Annotated in this window: 14 protein-coding genes and 2 pseudogenes; 4 read left to right on the top strand and 12 right to left on the bottom strand. The window is 68.4% G+C overall.

Going from position 1 to position 18,670, the window contains the following annotated elements:
- Positions 1–3 precede the first annotated feature (3 nt).
- From ACWGJ5_RS09110 to ACWGJ5_RS09100, 3 genes are all read left to right on the top strand, one after another.
- Entirely contained in the window at positions 4–2,565 is a 2,562-nt protein-coding gene (locus ACWGJ5_RS09110) for an MFS transporter (RefSeq protein ID WP_453309092.1), read from the top strand.
- Positions 2,566–2,659: 94 nt separating this feature from the next.
- Entirely contained in the window at positions 2,660–3,481 is an 822-nt protein-coding gene (locus tag ACWGJ5_RS09105; protein ID WP_453309091.1) for a YceI family protein, read from the top strand.
- Between the two features lie 9 nt (positions 3,482–3,490).
- Complete coding sequence (locus ACWGJ5_RS09100) at positions 3,491–3,961, top strand: PPOX class F420-dependent oxidoreductase (protein ID WP_453309090.1); 471 nt, start codon at positions 3,491–3,493, stop codon at positions 3,959–3,961.
- On the opposite strand, the gene ACWGJ5_RS09095 is transcribed toward ACWGJ5_RS09100, so the two are convergent.
- The 10 genes and pseudogenes from ACWGJ5_RS09095 to ACWGJ5_RS09050 all read right to left on the bottom strand — a co-directional run bounded on the left by ACWGJ5_RS09095 (position 3,962) and on the right by ACWGJ5_RS09050 (position 13,420).
- On the bottom strand, positions 3,962–4,690 hold the full coding sequence (locus ACWGJ5_RS09095) for a TetR/AcrR family transcriptional regulator (RefSeq protein WP_453309089.1): 729 nt from the start codon (positions 4,688–4,690) through the stop codon (positions 3,962–3,964).
- 100 nt (positions 4,691–4,790) lie between these two features.
- A pseudogene (locus ACWGJ5_RS09090) lies at positions 4,791–5,132 on the bottom strand (hypothetical protein); the annotation flags it as partial.
- A 73-nt stretch (positions 5,133–5,205) separates the two neighbouring features.
- Positions 5,206–7,377, bottom strand: coding sequence for a glycosyltransferase family 39 protein (locus ACWGJ5_RS09085; protein ID WP_453309088.1), 2,172 nt, complete (start codon positions 7,375–7,377; stop codon positions 5,206–5,208).
- On the bottom strand, positions 7,374–8,903 hold the full coding sequence (locus ACWGJ5_RS09080) for a glycosyltransferase (RefSeq protein WP_453309087.1): 1,530 nt from the start codon (positions 8,901–8,903) through the stop codon (positions 7,374–7,376). Before ACWGJ5_RS09080 ends, ACWGJ5_RS09085 begins: the two co-directional genes overlap by 4 nt.
- Positions 8,904–8,917: 14 nt before the next feature.
- Positions 8,918–10,582: an ATP-binding protein gene (locus ACWGJ5_RS09075; protein WP_453309086.1), complete on the bottom strand. Its 1,665-nt coding sequence runs from the start codon at positions 10,580–10,582 to the stop codon at positions 8,918–8,920.
- A complete protein-coding gene (locus ACWGJ5_RS09070) occupies positions 10,579–11,319 on the bottom strand; it encodes a response regulator transcription factor (protein WP_453309085.1) in 741 nt (246 codons plus the stop codon). The genes ACWGJ5_RS09075 and ACWGJ5_RS09070 overlap by 4 nt, the downstream gene beginning before the upstream one ends.
- Before the next feature lie 100 nt (positions 11,320–11,419).
- The gene (locus ACWGJ5_RS09065) at positions 11,420–11,776 is read right to left on the bottom strand and encodes an antibiotic biosynthesis monooxygenase family protein (protein WP_453309084.1); all 357 of its coding nucleotides are present in this window, start codon (positions 11,774–11,776) and stop codon (positions 11,420–11,422) included.
- A gap of 105 nt (positions 11,777–11,881) precedes the next feature.
- A complete protein-coding gene (locus tag ACWGJ5_RS09060) occupies positions 11,882–12,757 on the bottom strand; it encodes a DUF2797 domain-containing protein (protein WP_453309083.1) in 876 nt (291 codons plus the stop codon).
- 75 nt (positions 12,758–12,832) lie between these two features.
- Positions 12,833–12,985, bottom strand: a pseudogene (locus tag ACWGJ5_RS09055) (BRO-N domain-containing protein); the annotation flags it as partial.
- A gap of 66 nt (positions 12,986–13,051) precedes the next feature.
- Entirely contained in the window at positions 13,052–13,420 is a 369-nt protein-coding gene (locus tag ACWGJ5_RS09050) for an HGxxPAAW family protein (RefSeq protein ID WP_453309082.1), read from the bottom strand.
- Positions 13,421–13,509: 89 nt separating this feature from the next.
- On the opposite strand from ACWGJ5_RS09050, the gene ACWGJ5_RS09045 reads away from it, so the two are divergent.
- Positions 13,510–14,001 carry a MarR family winged helix-turn-helix transcriptional regulator gene (locus tag ACWGJ5_RS09045; RefSeq protein WP_453309081.1) on the top strand — a complete coding sequence of 164 codons (492 nt, stop codon included), beginning with the start codon at positions 13,510–13,512 and terminating at the stop codon, positions 13,999–14,001.
- An 81-nt stretch (positions 14,002–14,082) separates the two neighbouring features.
- Here the strand turns inward: ACWGJ5_RS09045 and ACWGJ5_RS09040 are convergent, their stop codons facing one another.
- Positions 14,083–14,982 carry a calcium-binding protein gene (locus ACWGJ5_RS09040; protein WP_453309080.1) on the bottom strand — a complete coding sequence of 300 codons (900 nt, stop codon included), beginning with the start codon at positions 14,980–14,982 and terminating at the stop codon, positions 14,083–14,085.
- Between the two features lie 828 nt (positions 14,983–15,810).
- Entirely contained in the window at positions 15,811–18,507 is a 2,697-nt protein-coding gene (locus ACWGJ5_RS09035) for a hypothetical protein (RefSeq protein WP_453309079.1), read from the bottom strand.
- Between the last annotated feature and the right edge of the window lie 163 nt (positions 18,508–18,670).

Genomic DNA, 18,670 nt, shown 5'->3' with positions numbered 1-18,670 from the left:
CCCATGGCAACGACCACACCAGCCGGTGTGCGGGCTCACGCCAAGCACGGGGGAGGCTCCGCGGAGCACGCCCCCATGACACACCGGCAGATCATGGAGGCGCTGTCCGGCCTGCTTCTGGGCCTGTTCGCCGCCATCCTCTCCTCGACGATCGTCACCAACGCACTGCCGACGATCATCAAGGACCTCGGCGGCGGCCAGTCCGCCTACACCTGGGTCGTCACCGCGGCGCTGCTGTCCATGACGGCCTCCGTGCCGCTGTGGGGCAAGCTCGCCGACCTCGTCAGCAAGAAGGCCCTCGTCCAGATATCCCTGGTCATCTATGTCGCGGGCTCGGTCGTCGCCGGTCTCGCGCAGAACCCGGCGATGCTGATCAGCGCGCGTGTCATCCAGGGCCTCGGCGCCGGCGGTCTGTCCGCCCTGGTGCAGGTCATCATGGCCGCGATGATCTCCCCCCGGGAGCGCGGCCGGTACTCGGGCTACACCGGCGCCACCTTCGCCGTGGCCACCGTCGGCGGCCCGCTGCTCGGCGGTGTCATCACCGACACCTCCTGGCTGGGCTGGCGCTACTGCCTGTACGTCGGTATCCCCTTCGCGCTGATCGCGCTGGTCGTGCTGCAGAAGACGCTGCACCTGCCGGTCTCCAAGCGGAAGGTCAAGGTCGACTGGACCGGCGCCTTCTTCATCACCGCCGCCGCCTCGCTGCTGCTGATCTGGGTCACCTTCGCCAACGACAAGTACGACTGGCTGTCCTGGCAGACGTACACGATGGTGGGCGGCACGATCGTGCTGGCGCTGCTGTTCGTGTTCACCGAGACCCGGGCCTCCGAGCCGATCATCCCGCTGCGCCTGTTCCGCAACCGCACCATCTCGCTGGCCTCGCTGGCCTCGCTGTTCGTCGGTGTCGGCATGTACTCGGGCACCGTCTTCTTCTCGCAGTACTTCCAGCTGGCCCGCGACAAGTCGCCGACCATGTCCGGCGTCATGACCATCCCGATGATCAGCGGTCTGTTCGTCGCGTCCATGGTCTCCGGCCGGTTCATCACCAACACCGGCCGCTGGAAGGGCTGGCTGGTCGCCGGCGGCGTCTCCCTCACGGCGGGCCTGGCCCTGCTCGGCCTGATGCGCTACGACACCCCCTACTGGGAGCTGTCGATCTACATGGCGCTCCTGGGCATCGGCGTCGGCATGATGATGCAGAACCTGGTCCTGTCCACGCAGAACCAGGTCGCCCCGGCGGACCTGGGCGCCGCCTCCTCCGTGGTGAGCTTCTTCCGCTCCCTCGGCGGTGCGGTCGGCGTCGGCGTGCTCGGCTCGGTGATGTCCGAGCGGATCACGCACTACGCCAAGGACAGCATCACCGACCTCAGCCCGAAGGCGCGGATGGCCGCCGCCAAGGCCGTGGGCGGCGGCGACCTGCCCGACATGGGCAAGCTGCCCACGCCGGTGCGCAACTGGCTGGAGGGCGCCTACGGCCACGGCATCGCGGACGTCTTCCTCTACGCGGCCCCCTTCGCCCTGATCGCGCTCATCACGGTGCTGTTCATCAAGGAGGTCCCGCTGCGCACGACCGGCGCGCTGGCCCAGGCCGCGCAGGAGAAGGCCGGGGCGGTCGCGGAAGCCGCCGCTCCCGTCGAGAACCTCGTGGAGAACACCGTGCAGGAACCCGCCCCGCAGAAGGTGCCCGGCTGGGCCACGCCCGTCGTGTCCGGCACCTCCGCCGAGGCGCCGGCCGCGGCCACCGCCGCCCAGCCGGTGGCGACCGCCGTCGCGACCATCGCCGAGCCCGGCCCGGGCGCGGGCGGCGGCACCCCGGTGCACGGCTTCGTGCGCGGCGCCGAGAGCGCCCCGGTCCCGCAGGCCGCGATCACCCTGATCTCGCTGTCCGGCCGCCAGCTGGGCCGCGCGGTCGCCCAGGCCGACGGCTCCTACTCCGTCGACGCCCCGGGCACGGGTTCGTACGTCCTGATCGCCTCCGCCGACGGCTACCAGCCGCAGGCCTCCACCGTCGTGGTGGGCGAGGAGCCGGTGTCGTACGACATCCTGCTCAGCGGCACCAGCGGGCTGACCGGTGTGGTCCGGGCCGCCGGAAGCGCGCTGCCGGTCAAGGACGCCATGGTGATCGTCACCGACGTGCGCGGCGACCTGCTGGCCACCGCCGGCACCGGCGAGCAGGGCGACTTCGCCTTCACCGACCTGGTGCCCGGCACGGTGACCCTGGCGGTCAACGGGAGCGGGTTCCGGCCGCGCGCCGTGCCCGTCGAGATCGGCGCCACCGGCCTCACCCGGATCGAGATCGACCTGGACGCCGGTGCCCGCCTCCTGGGTGTCGTCAGGGCCCCGCACGGTCCGCTGGCCGACGCCCGCGTGACGCTCGTCGACCAGGCGGGCAACGTGGTCGGCACCGCCACCACCGGCTCGGACGGGGCGTACGCCTTCACCGACCTGGACAGTGGTGAGTACACGGTCATCGCGACGGGTTACCCGCCGGTGGCGACGGCCCTGACCGTGGCCGGCACCGGGGTCGACGGCCACGACCTCGAACTCGCCCACCCCGGCGAGTAGTTCACTCCCGGCCCGTGGCACACATACCGTCGTGTGTGCGCCACGGGCCGGTTTCATACGACCGATTTGTAAGGCTTTGCAGGGAGAAAACGGGATGGGACTGACCGCGAAGATCCGCACGCGGGACGGGTGGGCCGTGTCGCACGCGGTCGTCACGGTGACCGACATGACCGGTACGCAGGTGCTGCGCGCCGAGGCGGACACCGAGGGGGCCGTACGGGATGCCACCGAGCTGGCGCCGGGGGCGTACACCGTGATCGTGACGGCCGTCGGGTACGCGCCCGTGGCCTCCTCCGCGATCGTCACCGCGAGCGGCCGGTCCGAGGTCGGCACCGTCACGCTGGCCCGGCAGGGCGGCACCGAACTGCCGCCGCCCGGGCCCTGGACCATCGACCCGGTGCACTCCTCCGTCGCCGCGGTCGCCCAGCACCTCGGGATCTCCAGTGTGCACGGCCGGTTCACGGAGTTCGGCGGCACGATCGAGATCGCACCGGACGACGTCACCAAGTCCCGTGTGGAAGCGGTGATCGGGGCCGCGTCCATCGACACCGGCAACGGCATGCGCGACGGGCACCTGAAGTCGGCGGACTTCCTCGACGTGGAGCGGCACCCGGAGATCACCTACCGCTCGACGGACCTGACCCGGTCGGGCTCCGACCGCTGGACGGTCCACGGCGAGCTGTCCATGCACGGGGTGGTACGACCGGTGGACCTGGACCTCGCCTACCTCGGCACCGGCGCCGACCCGTGGGGCGGCACGCGGGCCGCGTTCCGCGCGACGGCCGAGCTGCGGCGGGAGGACTTCGCGATGAACTACAACCAGGTCCTCCAGGCGGGCATCGCGGCGATCGGTACGACCCTGAAGGTGGAACTGGACATCCAGGCGGTGCAGGGAGATTCCCTGCCCGCGGTCTAAGGTGCAGGCATGGCACCGAACATCGCTACCAACACCCGCGTATCGCTGGACGAGTTGCTGGATTTCGTCAGGCCCCGCCATCGCGCGCTGCTCATCACGCACCGCGCCGACGGCGGGCCGCAGGCCTCCCCGCTGACCTGCGGGGTCGACGACTCGGGCCGGATCGTCGTGTCCACCTACCCCGAGCGGGTCAAGACCCGTAACGCCAAGCGCGACCCGCGAGTGAGCGTGCTCGTGCTGAGCGACGAGTGGAACGGGCCCTGGGTCCAGATCGACGGCACGGCCGAGGTCATCGACACACCCGAGTCCGTGGAGCCGCTGGTCGAGTACTACCGCAACATCGCCGGCGAGCACCCGGACTGGGACGAGTACCGCGCGGCCATGGTGAAGCAGGGCAAGTCGATCATCCGGGTGACACCGGAGCGCTGGAGCCCGGTGGCCACCGGCGGGTTTCCGGCGCGGCTGGTGGAGGGACAGTAGTCAGCCCCGGGTCACCATCGCCTCGATGCCGGCGATCAGCAGGTCCAGGGCGTAGCCGAAGTCGCGGTCCAGCATCTCGTCGACCGTGTCCCCGCCGCGGGCCGCCATGAGGTCCTTCGACTCCTCGACGACCTCGGCGGTCCCCGGGGCCTCGGTCGCCTGGGCCATCGCCTGCTCGTAGTACTCGTCCGGGCTCAGCCCGGTGTCCGCGATCCGGGCGAAGAAATGGCCCTCGATCGTGCCGAAGCCGTACACGAACTGGAAGACGGCCGAGATCGCCCCCGTCACCCCGTGCGCGGGCAGCCCCGCCCGGCGGACGACCCGCTGGACCGCGCGGGAGAACGCCAGCGAGTTCGGGCCGATGTTGAGATAGCGGCCCGCCAGCGGCGACAGCCAGGGGTGACGCACCAGCAGCGCGCGGTACTCGGTGGCCAGCTCGCGCAGCTGCTCGCGCCAGTCCTCGTCCGCGGCGTCCGGATCCGGCAGCCGCAGCTCGCCGAAGGCCGCGTCCAGGGTGAGTTCGAGCAGGTCGTCCTTGGTGTCGACGTACCAGTACAGGGACATCGCGGTGACGTTCAGTTCCGCGGCCAGCCGCCGCATGGAGAACTTCGCCGGCCCCTCGGCATCCAGCAGTCGTACGGACACGGTCGTGATCCGCTCACGGTCGAGCCCGGAGGGCTGCCCGCCACCGCTACGACCGCTCCGGCGGGCTCTGGCCGCGAGCCACACACTGGCTCCCGGCGACCGACCTGTGTCCTTCACCACCGGCACACCCTCCTCGATTCCGCTCACATACCCATATCACCCGAGCTCTCGGGCGACCTTCCGCTCCGCCCGCCGAAGCAGCCCCGAGGCCGGCCGACAACGACTCCCCCGAGGCCGTGGAAGAGCTGAGCACGGCACCCAGCACCATGCCGAGCGCGACGTGGTGCGGGCCGGAGATGATCGCGAAGACGAGCGAGGCCATGCCGATGGTGGACGACAGCGCGCCGAGCAGGTCCGGACGGTCGCCGCGCGGGCTCTTCGACTCCGGCACCAGGGCCGCCACCGCGACCGGGATGTTGATCAGGAAGATCGCGCTCCAGATGCCGATCGCCCTCGGCTGTTCCTCGAGCGTGAAGATCTGCATGGCCACGGCGAGCGTGGTGGTGAGCAGCAGTCCGGACTGCACCAGGGAGTCGTACGCCGCACAGCAATCGCTATACGGCGTACGACACGTTTTCCGGGCGGCCGGATTCCGCCTGTCAGCCGCTCCTCTTCTGTGTCAGGTCGTAGAAGGTGGCCGAACCGACCGTCACCTTCTTGAAGTTGCTCTCGACCCACGAGGTGATCCGGGACGACGTACCGCTGCTGCTGCCGCCCATGCCACCATCCATGCCACCGCCCATACCTCCGCCGGCGATGAAGTAGTGGATCTTTCCTTCCGCCACGTACTTCTCGAACTGCGCCGTCGTCGGGGACGGGTCGGTGCCGTTGAAGCCGCCGATCGCCATCACCGGGTCACCGGTGGCCAGCTGGTAGCCGGCCGCGTTCTGCGAACCGACGGAAGCGGCCACCCAGGTGTACTTCGAGGCGTCCTCGGCCAGGAGTTCCTTGGCGGCGGAGGAGACGTCCGCGCCGTTCACCAGGCCGCCGGCGCCACCGCCGCCGCCCATGCCGCCCTCGCCCGTCCGGCCGGGCACACCGCCGCCGAAGCCGCCGCCCGGGAAGCCGTTGCCGTTCTGCCGACCTTGCTGCTGTCCCGGTCGGCCCTGGCCGTTCTGCTGCCCCGGCTGCCCCGGCAGGCCACCGCCGCCGAAGCCGGCTCGCATGCCGCCACCGGGCCCCCGGCCGCCGCCGAAGCCCATCATGCTCGCGCCCGCCGGGCCGGCCGTCGGGATCGAGCCGGTGTGCGCGGAGTCCACCGTGCCGAGGGTGTACGCCGTCGGTCCGGCGAGGGCGGCCACCAGGCCCACCGCCGCCGCGCCGAGGGCCAACCGCCGGGAGATCCGGCCGGCGAAGATCAGGCCCAGCGCGGCCGCCATACCGCCGATCAGGACCAGCCACTTCAGCCAGGGGAGATAGGTCGAGGTGCGGTTGAGCAGGACGTATCCCCAGGTGGCCGCGGCCACCACGGACGCGGCCAGGGTGATCGACGCCCAGGTCTCCTTGCGCCGTTCCCACAGCAGCCCGGCGCCCATGCCGACGACGGCCGCGAGGTAGGGCGCGAGCGCCACCGTGTAGTACTGGTGGAAGATGCCCGCCATGTAGCTGAAGACCACCACGGTGATCAGCAGCGAGCCGCCCCACACCAGGAACGAGGCCCGCGTGACGGACGTACGGCGCGCCTTACGGGTCGCCCACAGGCCCGCGGCCAGCAGGATCAGCGCGGCCGGGAGCAGCCAGGAGATCTGGCCGCCGATCTCGGAGTTGAACATCCGGTCCCAGCCGGTGGCGCCCCACATCCCGCCACCGCCGTTGTTGCCGTTGCCGCCGGGCACGACGCTTCCGGTCTCGTCGCCGTTGATGCGGCCGAGGCCGTTGTAGCCGAAGGTCAGCTCCAGGAAGCTGTTGTTCTGCGAACCGCCGATGTAGGGGCGGGAGGAGGCCGGCCACAGCTCGACGATCGCGACCCACCAGCCGCCGGAGACCACGAGCGCGACGGTGGCGAGGCCCAGCTGGACCAGGCGCCTGCGCAGCCGCACCGGACCGCAGACGGCGTATACGATCGCCAGCGGCGGCAGGATCAGGAAGGCCTGCAGCGTCTTGGCGAGGAAGGCGAAGCCGATCGCCGCCCCGGCCCACACCAGCCACCTGGTCCGGCCGTCCTCCACCGCCCGTACGACGAAGTAGCAGGCCACTGCCATCAGCAGGGCCAGCATCGCGTCCGGGTTGTCGAACCGGAACATCAGCGCGGCCACGGGGGTGAGGGCGAGCACCGCGCCCGCGACCAGACCCGCCGCAGGGCTGAACCGGCGCCGTACCGCCGCGTAGACGACGGCCACCGTGCCGACGCCCATGAGGACCTCGGGGGTGAGGATCGCCCAGGAGTTCAGGCCGAAGATCCTCACGGACAGTTCCATCGGCCACAGGAAGGCCGACGGCTTGTCGACGGTGATGGCGTTGCCCGCGTCCAGCGAGCCGAAGAAGAACGCCTTCCAGGACTTGCTGCCCGCCTCTACGGCCGCCGAGTAGAAGGAGTTGGCGTAGCCGGAGGCGCTGAGGTCGTACAGGTAGAGCAGGAGGGTGGCGGCCAGCAGGCCGAGGAAGGCCGGACGCACCCAGCGGGGATCCTCGGGCCGGCCGCGCCACAGTCTGCGGAGGATCGGCTGCCCGGGCTCGCCGGACTCGGGGGCCCGCGGGGGAGCGGTCGGGGGCGGGCCCCACACGGACGTACCGCTCTGCTGGGCGGCCTGCTGGTCGTAGTGCGTGGTCATCGGGGATCCCCCGGATCGGTGTCGTGAGGGCGTACCGGCTGCAGTCGCACGGTGGCGTCCCTCCAGCTGCCGTCCGCGGCTTCACCGGCGCGGACCTGGGCGGCCGTCGGATACGGCTGCTGGTACGGCACCGGGCGCTGGGGCAGCGGTGCGTACGGAGCGGTCGTGCCGTACGGAGCGGTCGTGCCGTACGGAGCGGTCGTGCCGTGCGGAGCGGTCGTGCTCGTGCTGTAGGTCGGCGAGGAGAGGGGGTGGGCGGCGGCGACCGCCGGGCCGGTGCCGGACTCGTCGCGGTCCGGGAACACCCAGGCGCGGAAGAGCAGGAACCGGAGCACGGTCGCGGCGAGGTTGGCGGCGATGAGCACCGCCAGCTCGGTGGAGTGCGCCGGATGGTCGCTGGCCGCGTTCAGGGCGGCCAGGGAGCCGCTGGTCAGCGCGAGACCGATACCGAAGACGACCAGGCCCTGCGCCTGGTGGCGTACGGCGCCGCCCCGGCCGCGCACCCCGAAGGTGAGCCGGCGGTTGGCGGCCGTGTTGGCGACCGCGGAGACCAGCAGGGCGAGCGCGTTGGCGATCTGGGAGCCGGAGAACTGCCGGAACACGCTGTAGAGGAGGAGGTAGAAGAGGGTGGACAGGCCGCCGACCACGCAGAAGCCGACGAGTTGGCGGGCGAGTCCCTTGGGAACGTTGGTGAGTTCACGGTCGCGCGGATCGTCGCCGAAGGGCCGGGTGAGCCGGTCCAGCGGGAGCGAACCGGTGGCCAGCGCCTTGCCGACCCGCCAGACGCCCTTGAGGTCGTCGGTGGCGGTCTTCACGATGTGCACGGTGGAGTCGGGGTCGTCGACCCAGTCGACCGGCACCTCGTGGATGCGGAGCCCCGCGCGCTCGGCGAGCACCAGCATCTCGGTGTCGAAGAACCAGCCGGTGTCCTCCACCAGCGGCAGCAGCACCTGGGCCACATCGCGCCGGATGGCCTTGAACCCGCACTGGGCGTCGGAGAAGCGGGCCTGCAGCGAGCCGCGCAGGATCAGGTTGTAGGCCCGGCTGATGAGCTCCCGCTTGGGGCCGCGCACGACCCGGGAGGTGCGGGCGAGCCGGGAGCCGATCGCGAGGTCCGAGTGGCCGGAGATCAGCGGCGCCACCAGCGGCAGCAGGGCGTTGAGGTCGGTGGACAGGTCGACGTCCATGTAGGCGAGGATCGGCGCCTCGGACGCGGACCAGACGGTCCTGAGGGCCCGCCCGCGGCCCTTCTGTTCCAGGCGGAAGTTGGTGACCTCGGGGAGCTCCGCCTCCAGCCGAGCCGCCACCATCGGGGTGGTGTCCGTGGACGCGTTGTCCGCGACCGTGATGCGGAAGGCGTACGGGAAGGTGCGGGTGAGGTGCTCGTGCAGTCTGCGGACGCACGGCTGGAGGTCCTTCTCCTCGTTGTAGACGGGGATCACTACGTCCAGGACAGGCGTACCGGCGTCTCCGGCCGGGAGGTGCTCCCGCGCCGGCAGGGTGCCGGGAGAAGAGTCGGTTCGCATGGAACCGACTCAACTCAGGCCCCCTGTTGCACCCATGTGGTGGCACTGTGCTGTGCCTGTGAGTGCGATTGCCAGTCGGTTTCGGGCGCGGGCCGCACGGCGGCAGGGACGAGCGCGGGCAGATGCACGGTGAACACGGTCCGCCCCGGAACGCTGTCGACGGTGACGGCACCCCCGTGCGCGGACGCGACCGCCTGGACGATGGCGAGCCCGAGGCCCGTCGACCCGGTGGCCCTGGACCGTGCGGAGTCGCCGCGCGCGAACCGCTCGAAGACGTGCGGCAACAGGTCCGGCGGGATGCCCTGCCCGTTGTCCTCGACGTCGACGCACATCCACGGCCCGCGTCGCTGCACGCGCGCGGTGACGGTCGTACCGGGCGGGGTGTGCTTGCGGGCGTTGCCGAGCAGGTTGACCAGCACCTGCTGGATCCGTGCCGCGTCCGCCGACACGAGGGCGGGCTCGTCGGGCAGGTCGAGCCGCCAGTTGTGGTCCATGCCGGCCGCGCGCGAGTCGCTGACCGTGTCCACGACGAGCGGGACGAGATCGGTCTGCTCGAACTGCAGCGGCCGTCCCGCGTCGAGGCGGGCGAGCAGGAGGAGATCCTCGACGAGGAGGGTCATCCGGCCCGCCTCGGACTCGATCCGGCCGAGGGCGTGCCGGGTGTCGGGCCCGACCTGCTCCCGCCCGCGTCTCGTGAGTTCCGCGTACCCGCGGATGGACGCGAGCGGGGTGCGCAGCTCATGACTGGCGTCGGCGACGAACTGCCGTACCCGCATCTCGCTCTGCTGCCGGGCGTGCAGGGCGCCGTGCACATGGTCGAGCATCCGGTTGAGCGCGGCACCGACCTGGCCGACCTCGGTGTGCGGGTCGCACTCGGACTCCGGAACCCGCTCGCTCAGGTTCACCTCACCCGTGTGCAGCGGGAGTTCGGAGACCCGGGTGGCGGTGGCGGCGACCTTGCGCAGGGGGCGGGTGGCGACGCCGACGATGACGGTCCCCGCGAGGGTGGCGGCGATGAGACCGGCGGCGGTGACGCTGATCTCGACGAGGATCAGGGTGTTGATGGTGCCGTCGGCCTCCGCGGTGGGCAGGGCGACGTAATAGGTGCCGTTGTTGCCGTCGACGTACAGCACCTGGTAGTCGCCGAGCCCGGGGATCTCCGCGCTGTGGATCTCCTGGTCCCTGGCGACGGAGCCGAGCGCCTTGAGCTGAGGGGCGGTCAGCGACTTGGCGCTCATCTGCGGGACGTTGTTGTCGTCCTTGGACTTGTTGCCGACCTTGGCGTCGGTGATGACACCGTCCTCGACCTTCGCCGCGACGGTGCCGCTGGGCTGCGGGCCCCGCGCGACGAAGTCGGCCGGCTTCGTCTCCTTGGGAAGGCGCTTGTCCTGCTCGTCGCCCTGCCGGTCCGGCGGCGTGACACCGTTCTTCAGCCCGCCCGGCACCGGCCCGAACCCGCCCGCCGCGCGCGCGGAGGCCTCCCGGAGCTGCCCGTTGAGCTGGTCGTACAGATGCGAGCGCAGCGCCACCGTGGTGACGGTGCCGATCACCGCGCACACCACGGCGATCAGCACCACCGACGCGACGACGAGCCGGGTCCGCAGGGTGCGCGGCTGTCCAGCCCGTCGCTTCTGCCGCTTCTGCCGTTGCTGCGGACCCGGCCGTCGTCGCCTGCTCATGACACGGCGGGCTTGATCAGATAACCGGCACCCCGCCGCGTGTGGATCATCGGCTCGCGCCCCGCGTCGATCTTCCGCCGCAGATAGGAGATGTACAGCTCGACGACGTTGGCCTGCCCGCCGAAGTCGTACGACCACACCCGGTCCAGGATCTGTGCCTTGCTGAGCACCCGCCGCGGGTTGCGCATGAGGAAGCGCAGCAGCTCGAACTCGGTGGCGGTGAGGTGGATGGACGCCCCGGCCCGCGACACCTCGTGGCTGTCCTCGTCGAGCGTCAGGTCTCCGACCACGAGCACGGAGTCGGACCGCCGGTCGGCGGCCCCGGAGCGGCGGATGAGCCCCCGCAGCCGGGCCACGACCTCCTCCAGGCTGAACGGCTTGGTGACGTAGTCGTCGCCGCCGGCGGTGAGCCCGGCGATACGGTCCTCCACCGCGTCCTTGGCGGTCAGGAAGAGAACGGGCACGTCCGGCAGCTCGCGCCGCAGCCGCCCGAGGACGGTCAGCCCGTCCATGTCGGGCAGCATCATGTCCAGCACGACGGCGTCGGGCCGGAACTCACGGGCGGTCTGGACGGCGCCCTGTCCGTCCCCCGCACTCCTGATCTGCCAGCCCTCGTAACGAAGAGCCATGCTCAGCAGTTCGGTGATCGACAACTCGTCGTCCACCACAAGCACTCGGACGGGGCTCCCGTCCGGCCTCAGCAGTTCGGTGCGCCCCTGGGGCGAGGTCGTGGTCATGGTGCACACCTTGTCGGGGCCCTCTGAGAAGATGCTTTCCCCAATCTGTGATTTGCCTGAGAAACACACAGGCGTCTCTCAGGCGGCGCCTGGGAAGCGCTCACTCCCGCGCGAAGACGCCCGCGTGCTCGACCCTGGCGATGTGGATCGCGTACCGCTCGTACCACCGCTCCCGGCCGCGTCGCTTGGCCGCGAGGTGCGCCGGGTGATCCCGCCACCGCTCGATCCCGGCGAGATCCCGGAAGTAGGCGACGGAGATGGCGAGTCCGCCGGGGGTGTGGGCGAAGTCCTCACCGAGGAAGCCGGGGACTTCGCGGACGAGCCGGGAGAGCTGCTCGGCGGTGCGCCGGTATCCGTCGGGGTCGTCGTCGGTACGGGCGGAGGTGAAGACCACGGCGTAGTAAGGGGGTTCGGGGAGGGAGGCAGGCTGTACAGGAGTCTTGGCTTCGTAGCTCATGTCAACCACGGTCGGCCGCAGGCCCGTTCGGTGTCCATGGCCCTTGCCGAAAGGGATCCGTACGGGATCCGAGTCTTTGCCTGCGCCGCCTTCGGCCCGCAGCCCTCAGAACAGCCCCTCCTGCGGTCGCGCGAACTCCCGCAGCGGAAAGGTGAGTCCGGCGGCCACCGCATCGCCCGGGGACACCAGCTCCCAGCCGGTCATCAACCGTGTGTCGAGCACGACCACCGCGCGCCCGCCCACCGCCAGATGCAGATCGGGCCCGGCCGCCGCGACCAGCTCACCGCTCACACGGCCCCCCGGGACGAGCTCCACCACCTCCCCGAGGGCCGCGGAAACACCGCCGAGCCCGAACACCCCCGCGTGATCGACCACTTCACAGGGCTCGGGCCGCAACGACTCGGGCCACCCGCTGAGCCCCACGGCCCGCGCATGCAGCTCCCGCACCTGCGCCGCACGCTCCTCCCCGGCCCCCGGCAACGCCGACCGCACCGCCCGCTTCTCGGCGTACGGAATCCGGTCCGGCACCTGGAGCGCGGCCCGCAGCAGCTCCTCGGTGCGCCGGGCGGCCATCAGCGGGCCGGTGCCCAGCCAGCTGAAACAGACGGCACCCTGCTCCAGCAGCCGGGCGGAGCCCCGCTCGACCGCGGTGATCCCGACCTTCACCATGGCGGGCCCGAACCACGCCAGATACACCCGGTACGGCCGCGGGTCGTCGGCGATCGTGTCGGCGGCCACCGAGTGCGCCCGGTCCAGCCGTGCGCACTCCTCGCACCGGGCGCCCGTGCTCCGCGCCGACACGGCAGCACGGGTGGGGCAGGCATGCCCGCGCGCTCCCACACACCGCCTGGCGCTCCCCTCCGGCACGGCGAAGCCGACCCGCTTCCCCCACGGCAGCGCGCTGCGCCGCCCGCCGTCCCACACCAGCGCGGGACCGGCCGGCGACCAGCGGAGTCCCGAGCACTTCCATACCTGTGCCATCACTGGTCAGGGTATGGCTTGGGTCTGACAACGGGTTCCGGGCGGCGGAATGCCGTGGGGTGTGCGAAGGGCGGCGACGTCCACCGCCGGAAACCAGTGCTCCCCCTCCGGCGTGGTCAGCCTCCGCACCCGTGTCCCCGTGGCAGCGAAGACAAAGTCGTTGCCGTCGATCGCGTCCTGCTTCGGCCCCGTCGGCTGCTCCGACGGAGTGTCGTTCTGCTCGTACATCGAGCATCACCTCCGCCCCGGAAACCAGAGACGTCGATCACCAACTCCCGTCCACCGAGGGAACATTCACTCGACAGGCGACAGAGGTGTCGATTCGGCGGACGTCGGCCGCCCCGCCCCCGCAGCCACCACCACGGCCCGGCGCCCCCGCCCCGCCAGTCGGCAGCTGACGCACCCTGAATGCCCCTCCCGAGCCTGCGCGTCCCGGACCCGCATCCCCCACGCCCCCCGAGGCCGCACCCCCGGTGGCTTCCCCCAGCCGGCGAGATGCAGAACCCACGTCACCGCAACACTCACGGCCACGACGGCGAGCCCGCTCATGACCAGCGGCAGCGAGGCCGCACACACCCCCAGCCCCACCACGCCGCTGCCCACCGTCGCGATGCCGAAGCCGGTCCAGCCGGCGACCGTGTGCCCCTCGTCGTACAGACTCATACAGCACCCCCGGGAACGAGACCCAGATTCCCTCACGAGCTAAGAAGTTTCCTCGACCGAATATCTCACGAGCTAAGGGATTCCGAAAGATGCACGGCACGCCGCGACCGCCCGCCACTCCGGCCCAGGCGCTGTCGGCGATGGACCACCTCATCGCCGCCCACCTGATCGGACAGCAGGAGCTGGCCCGGCGGCTGGGCCTGAACGTCACGGACCTGACCTGTTTCGCCTTCGTCCTGGAGGCCGGCGACGACCTGCTGACGGCCGGCGACCTCGCCGCCCGCGCCCACGTGACCACCGGCGCGGTGACCGGCATCCTCAACCGCCTCGAACGCGCCGGCTACGTCACCCGCCGCCCCGACCCCACGGACCGCCGCCGGGTCCGCGTGGCCGCCGTACCGGATGCCGTCACCCGCGTGAAGGCGGTGTACGCGGGCCACTACGAACGCCTGACGGCCCTGTTCTCGGACTACTCCGCCGAGGAACTGGCGGTCATCACCGACTGGTTCACCCGGGCCACGGCCCTGGCGCACGAGTATCTGGAGAAGCTGAACCGGAACGACCCGGAGGAGGAGTGCTGAGCCCGGCGACCCTGGAATACCCCCACCGGGAACGCCAGAGGCCCCGGATCTCTCCGGGGCCTCTGTCTCAGCGGATGCCGATCAGCTGACGTCGACGTAGTCGTACGCGTCCGCGACGGACGAGGTGCTGTTGCCCGCGTAGTGGAAGCGCCAGGTGCCGTCCGCGGAGGCGGTGACGGTGGTCTGCGCGTAACCGCTGGAGGAGGTCTTCACGGTCTTGACGGTGCTGTAGGTGCTGGTGCCCGCCTTCTTGAACTGCAGCTCGACGTACTGGCTGCCGTAGCCGTAGTACTTCATGTAGCTCCAGCTGGCGCGCTTCAGGGTGCCGGAGATCGTGATGGTCTTGCCCTTGGCGACGGGCTCCGGACCGGCGTTGAAGCCGCTGAAGCTGCTGGCGCGCTTGATCCAGTGGTTCTTGTAGAAGTCGTTCGTGTACGTGTCGCCGTCGTTGGCGGACGCGAAGACAGTGACGTTCCACTTGCCGTTCAGCGAGCTGTCCCACAGCCCGTCGTCCTCGCCCGGCTTGGCTGTGATGGTGAACTTGCAGGTGGCGGCGGTCGCGCTCCAGTAGTCGCAGCTCTCGGCGCCGTTCTCGTTCCAGAGGAAACCGTCGAGGTCGCCGGTCTCCGGGTCCGGGTCGGTGCCATGCCACAGGGCGACGTCCACGCCGTGCTGCTCGGGGTTGACGCCCGACGGGTCGGTCACGGTCACGTAGACGTTGAACGACTTCGGCGAAAGACCGACGACGACGTCCTTGTTGGCGTTGACGGTGACCTTGGTCACCTGGATGTCGCCATCCGCCGCGGCGGCGGACGAAGCGGCGAATGAGCGCTGCTTGCTCGGCGCCTGATGAGCGCTCTTGAACTGCTCGGCCTTGGCGGCAGCCGGGTTCTCCCCGGCGTGCGCGGCCGGGACGGCCAGGGCGGTCAGGGCCGCGGCACCGGAGAAGGCCGCGGCGGCCAGACTGGCACGAATGCGCATATATGTTCCCCAAGTGGACGAGAGCCCACCAGTAGTGGGGGCGCTGGTGGGCCCAAAGGTTCTGAGGAGCCTGTTGACTCGCACGCGAAGACTCGCGCCCGCCGGAAACGGTTGTACAGATGAGAACATTTTTTTGAACGGGGCATGACTGGAGACCGAACGGCTGCGACGGCGGCTCGCCCACTGCATACAACCTTCGCCGAGATACCCGGATACGCCTCTGGGAGCAGCGCGGCGCGGTCGTCGCGTTCCGCGCGGGTGCGCTGATCGACCGAGGGGCCGCCTGCGGACGGAGGGTCAGACCGCCTCGGGCGGCACCACCGCCATCCTCACAGTCAGCCGTTGATGTCAAAAGCCCTCCGGGATGATCCCGAAGGGCTTTTGACCTGTGTGCACTCGGCAGGATTCGAACCTGCAACCTTCTGATCCGTAGGATCGGGCAGGCTGTTGGGCGGGGGCTGCGCCTTCCTCCCGGCTGATCGCTGATGGTCGTGATCAACGGTCTCTGTGTGCCGTCGTTGCCGTCAGGGTTGCCGTCAGCTCTGCTGTGGCTTGCTTGCCGTACGGGATGGCGGGCTGGCCAAAGTGCTCGGGAGCACCCCCAGCGTGCGCGGAACTTCAGGCCCAGCCCGGCTGTGAGTTCTCTACGGGTTCAAGCGCCGAGCAAGCGCGGCGTGCGCGGCCCGTCCCCCGACCGGGCCTGCGCTCCTGTCTCCGCCCCGCTCCAGCCCAGCCGGCCCCTACCGCGCGCACAGCAATCAGCCGCCTGACGTCAGAGAAGAGGTACGTCGTGGCTGGGGCGGCCGGCTCCATGGCTTTAGCGCCACGTCACAGCCCGTCTCGGAGCAGGCTCTTTAGCGCCTCGTTCTCCGGGTATTTCTCCGACAGCTTTTTCAGGGCTCCCAGCTCTCCAGCGTCGACCGCTTTGCGAGCCAGCCGTTCTGATTCGGCAAGGTCCCCCCTCATCTCTTCCAGTTCGGCCAGGTATGCCAGTGCCCACGGTTCACCATTCTCGATCAGTCGGAGCGTCAATTTTCGTGCTGAATCAACGTCTCCATGTCCTGCTCGATATCTGGCAATCTGTAACAGGTTATGGGAGCCGAGTCGCTCATCGCTCGCAGCAATGTATTCCGCCTTCTCGCTGTAACCTCTGCGCTCAAGGTAGAGGGAGTAGTCAGATTCAAGTGGGGTTTCACCTACCTCAGCGAGTCGCTCAATGAGCCGTTCGGTGTCTTTTTCGTTACCGTCTCGCATGAGCTGAACCACGACAGTTCTAAGGGTAGCTGTGAAACCTCGCTCGGCGGCTTCATGAGCGATTCTTTCCGCGCCGGCTATACCACCCTTCGCGGCACGATCCCATGCAAGGAACGCCGCATGATCCTCTTCACCCCTGTCAATGAGCTTCCAAAAAATCTGGTCCGCCTCACTGCGCTTGCCCCCGATTTCATAAGAAAGCATCAACTCCAATAGAGTGCCCGAATCTGCTTGCAAGGACTCAGGTACAGCGTAGTTTTGCGCCTCTTCTTTCCGTCCACTCGACTCCAACAGGCGCTCCAAAGCCTGCATTGCCTGAAAATCTCCCAAGTTGGCAGCCTTCCTATACATCCCCTCCGCTTCTTCCAGTTCTCCAAAGCGCTCAAGGAGAGACGCCATACCAAAGTAAGATTCGGTGTCACCCCTAGAAAGTAGCAGGCGGTAAATCCAAAGCGCCGACTCCTCTCGGTCGTTGATTGATTCGACACCAGCCCACTCCCGCAGCCCCTTATGATGCCCCATGCCAGCTGCTTTGATGTACAACTCGTGGGCAGCTTGAATCTGCCCTACATCTTCCTTCATTGAAGCCAGGGTTACCCACGCTTCGGGGTCTCCGGATTCACCGAGCTGACGCAATATCCTATCGGCTTGATCGTAATCCCGCCGTTCCGTGCAGTGAAAAGAGAGTTCCCATAGCGCCCCCGATGCCCCCATTGAAGCCGCTCTTTCGGCTAGTTCGGTGGCGTTGCCGATCCTCATGCGTTGCATTGCAGCCAGCGCCAGATACTCCACGCTTTCCGCATCACCCTCCCAAAGAGCCGCAGCTTCCCAGAAGGTTTCCGGAGGGCACAAAAGCGCCCTGCTCTTACGGCCGTAGTGATGTAGATAGTCCGCCAGTTCGACTACTCCAGGAAGGCATCCGATCCCTTTACTCTTGGGCACCGGGGAGAATGCTGAGGTTACATGTTTAACTCTGCGCTGGGCGTACTCAACAGCCCGACCTGCCCAGTCTTCTGGTGCTTCCGCTCGCTGAGAATCAGTCAAATAGCCCGGTGCAGCCGCAGTCAAGAAATCGATTCGCAGAGGTTCGCTTACTCCAAAACGGCGCGCATCCATCGCGGCCGCGATTAGCGCTTTTCCGTAATATCCATATGGGGCAGAAGGGTGCTCGTAATGATCAACCAAATCTGGACCCGCTGCGAGAATTTGAGTCATTCTGCCGGTATTTGCCGCAGCTTTAAGGGCAGCAGCCAAGGGAGGGTCCCTGTATGCTTCGTGGCTCAGTATCGCGAGTTCAGGATCGGTCAGCTGATTCGGGACTACGTACTGAGAGGCTTGAGCAAGCAGCGATTTCACTTGTGTAACCTCACCTGCTGGAGCCTGACCTTCGTTGATCAGTAGTCGGTAGTACTCGGGCCACAGGGTCATAATTATGACTACTGGACCAGTTCGTTCCAGAGTTCGACGTAGCGCAGCGGCACACGCCTCCTTATCGTCGCTTGCCAGATAGTTTTGAGCTTCATTGAGCCATATAACTGTTCTAGGCTCGATAACTCCGGAAGTGCACACGGAGAGAAGACTTGCCGAATCCTTAGGAAAGGTCAGCTTCCAAGTAGGCAAGCATTCACGTATGGCCTCGTATGCGCTGCGCGTCTTCCCGGTACACGATTCACCGCGGATGAGAATTAACTCGACTCCGCCATTACTGGCGATCGCACGCAATTGCATGCGCAGTCTCTCGTCATAGCCTCTGGTGACGTATTTCGGTAGCACAAACAGCGAGGAGATACCCTCTACTCCAGCAATAGCTGGGTGAACGCCGAGTTGTGCAGGAGTCCAGTCTGCTATCGGCCGTGGAGGATCCACTAAATCAGCGAGGCGCTCTTGGCGAGTTTGCCGCAGAATCTCTGACTTAGCGTTGCTTTCTTGTACCCTTCCGGCCGTGATGGCGGCTCTTTCTTGCATTACACGCCTGTGCGAGGCGAGCCAGGTGTCGCTGTTGAGTATGCGCGCCAAATCGGAGTTCAGTGGAACTTGGCATTCAGCCGAAGACTTCAAAATGCGGACGACGGATATGAGCCGGTCCGGCTGCTGTGGAACCTGTGCACCCTCCAGCCACTTACTGATAGACGTTGGCGAGACTCCAACCGCTCGCGCGAGAGTACGCAATGAAGGCTTTCGCTTAAGTAAGTCCCTGTGCAGGGCTCCCAGCGCTTTAAGGTCGGCCAGGAATTCCTGTTCAGCAGAGCCAGTGGCTTCCTGCTCGGACAAGGGGCCCCCTCGACTCTGTCCAATGTCCAGATGAGTGCCTGGACACACCCGAGCGTACGACGTGGCTGACGTCGAGGACACAGGTCACAGACCAGTCAGCGTCCAGTTTGGAGTGAACGGGTGCGTTGCACGCCGCTGGACAGCAAGAGTCGAGGCAGTTCCG

It is taken from the genome of Streptomyces sp. NPDC054783, from assembly GCF_053611725.1.
This window is presented reverse-complemented; position numbering and strand designations above follow the sequence as displayed.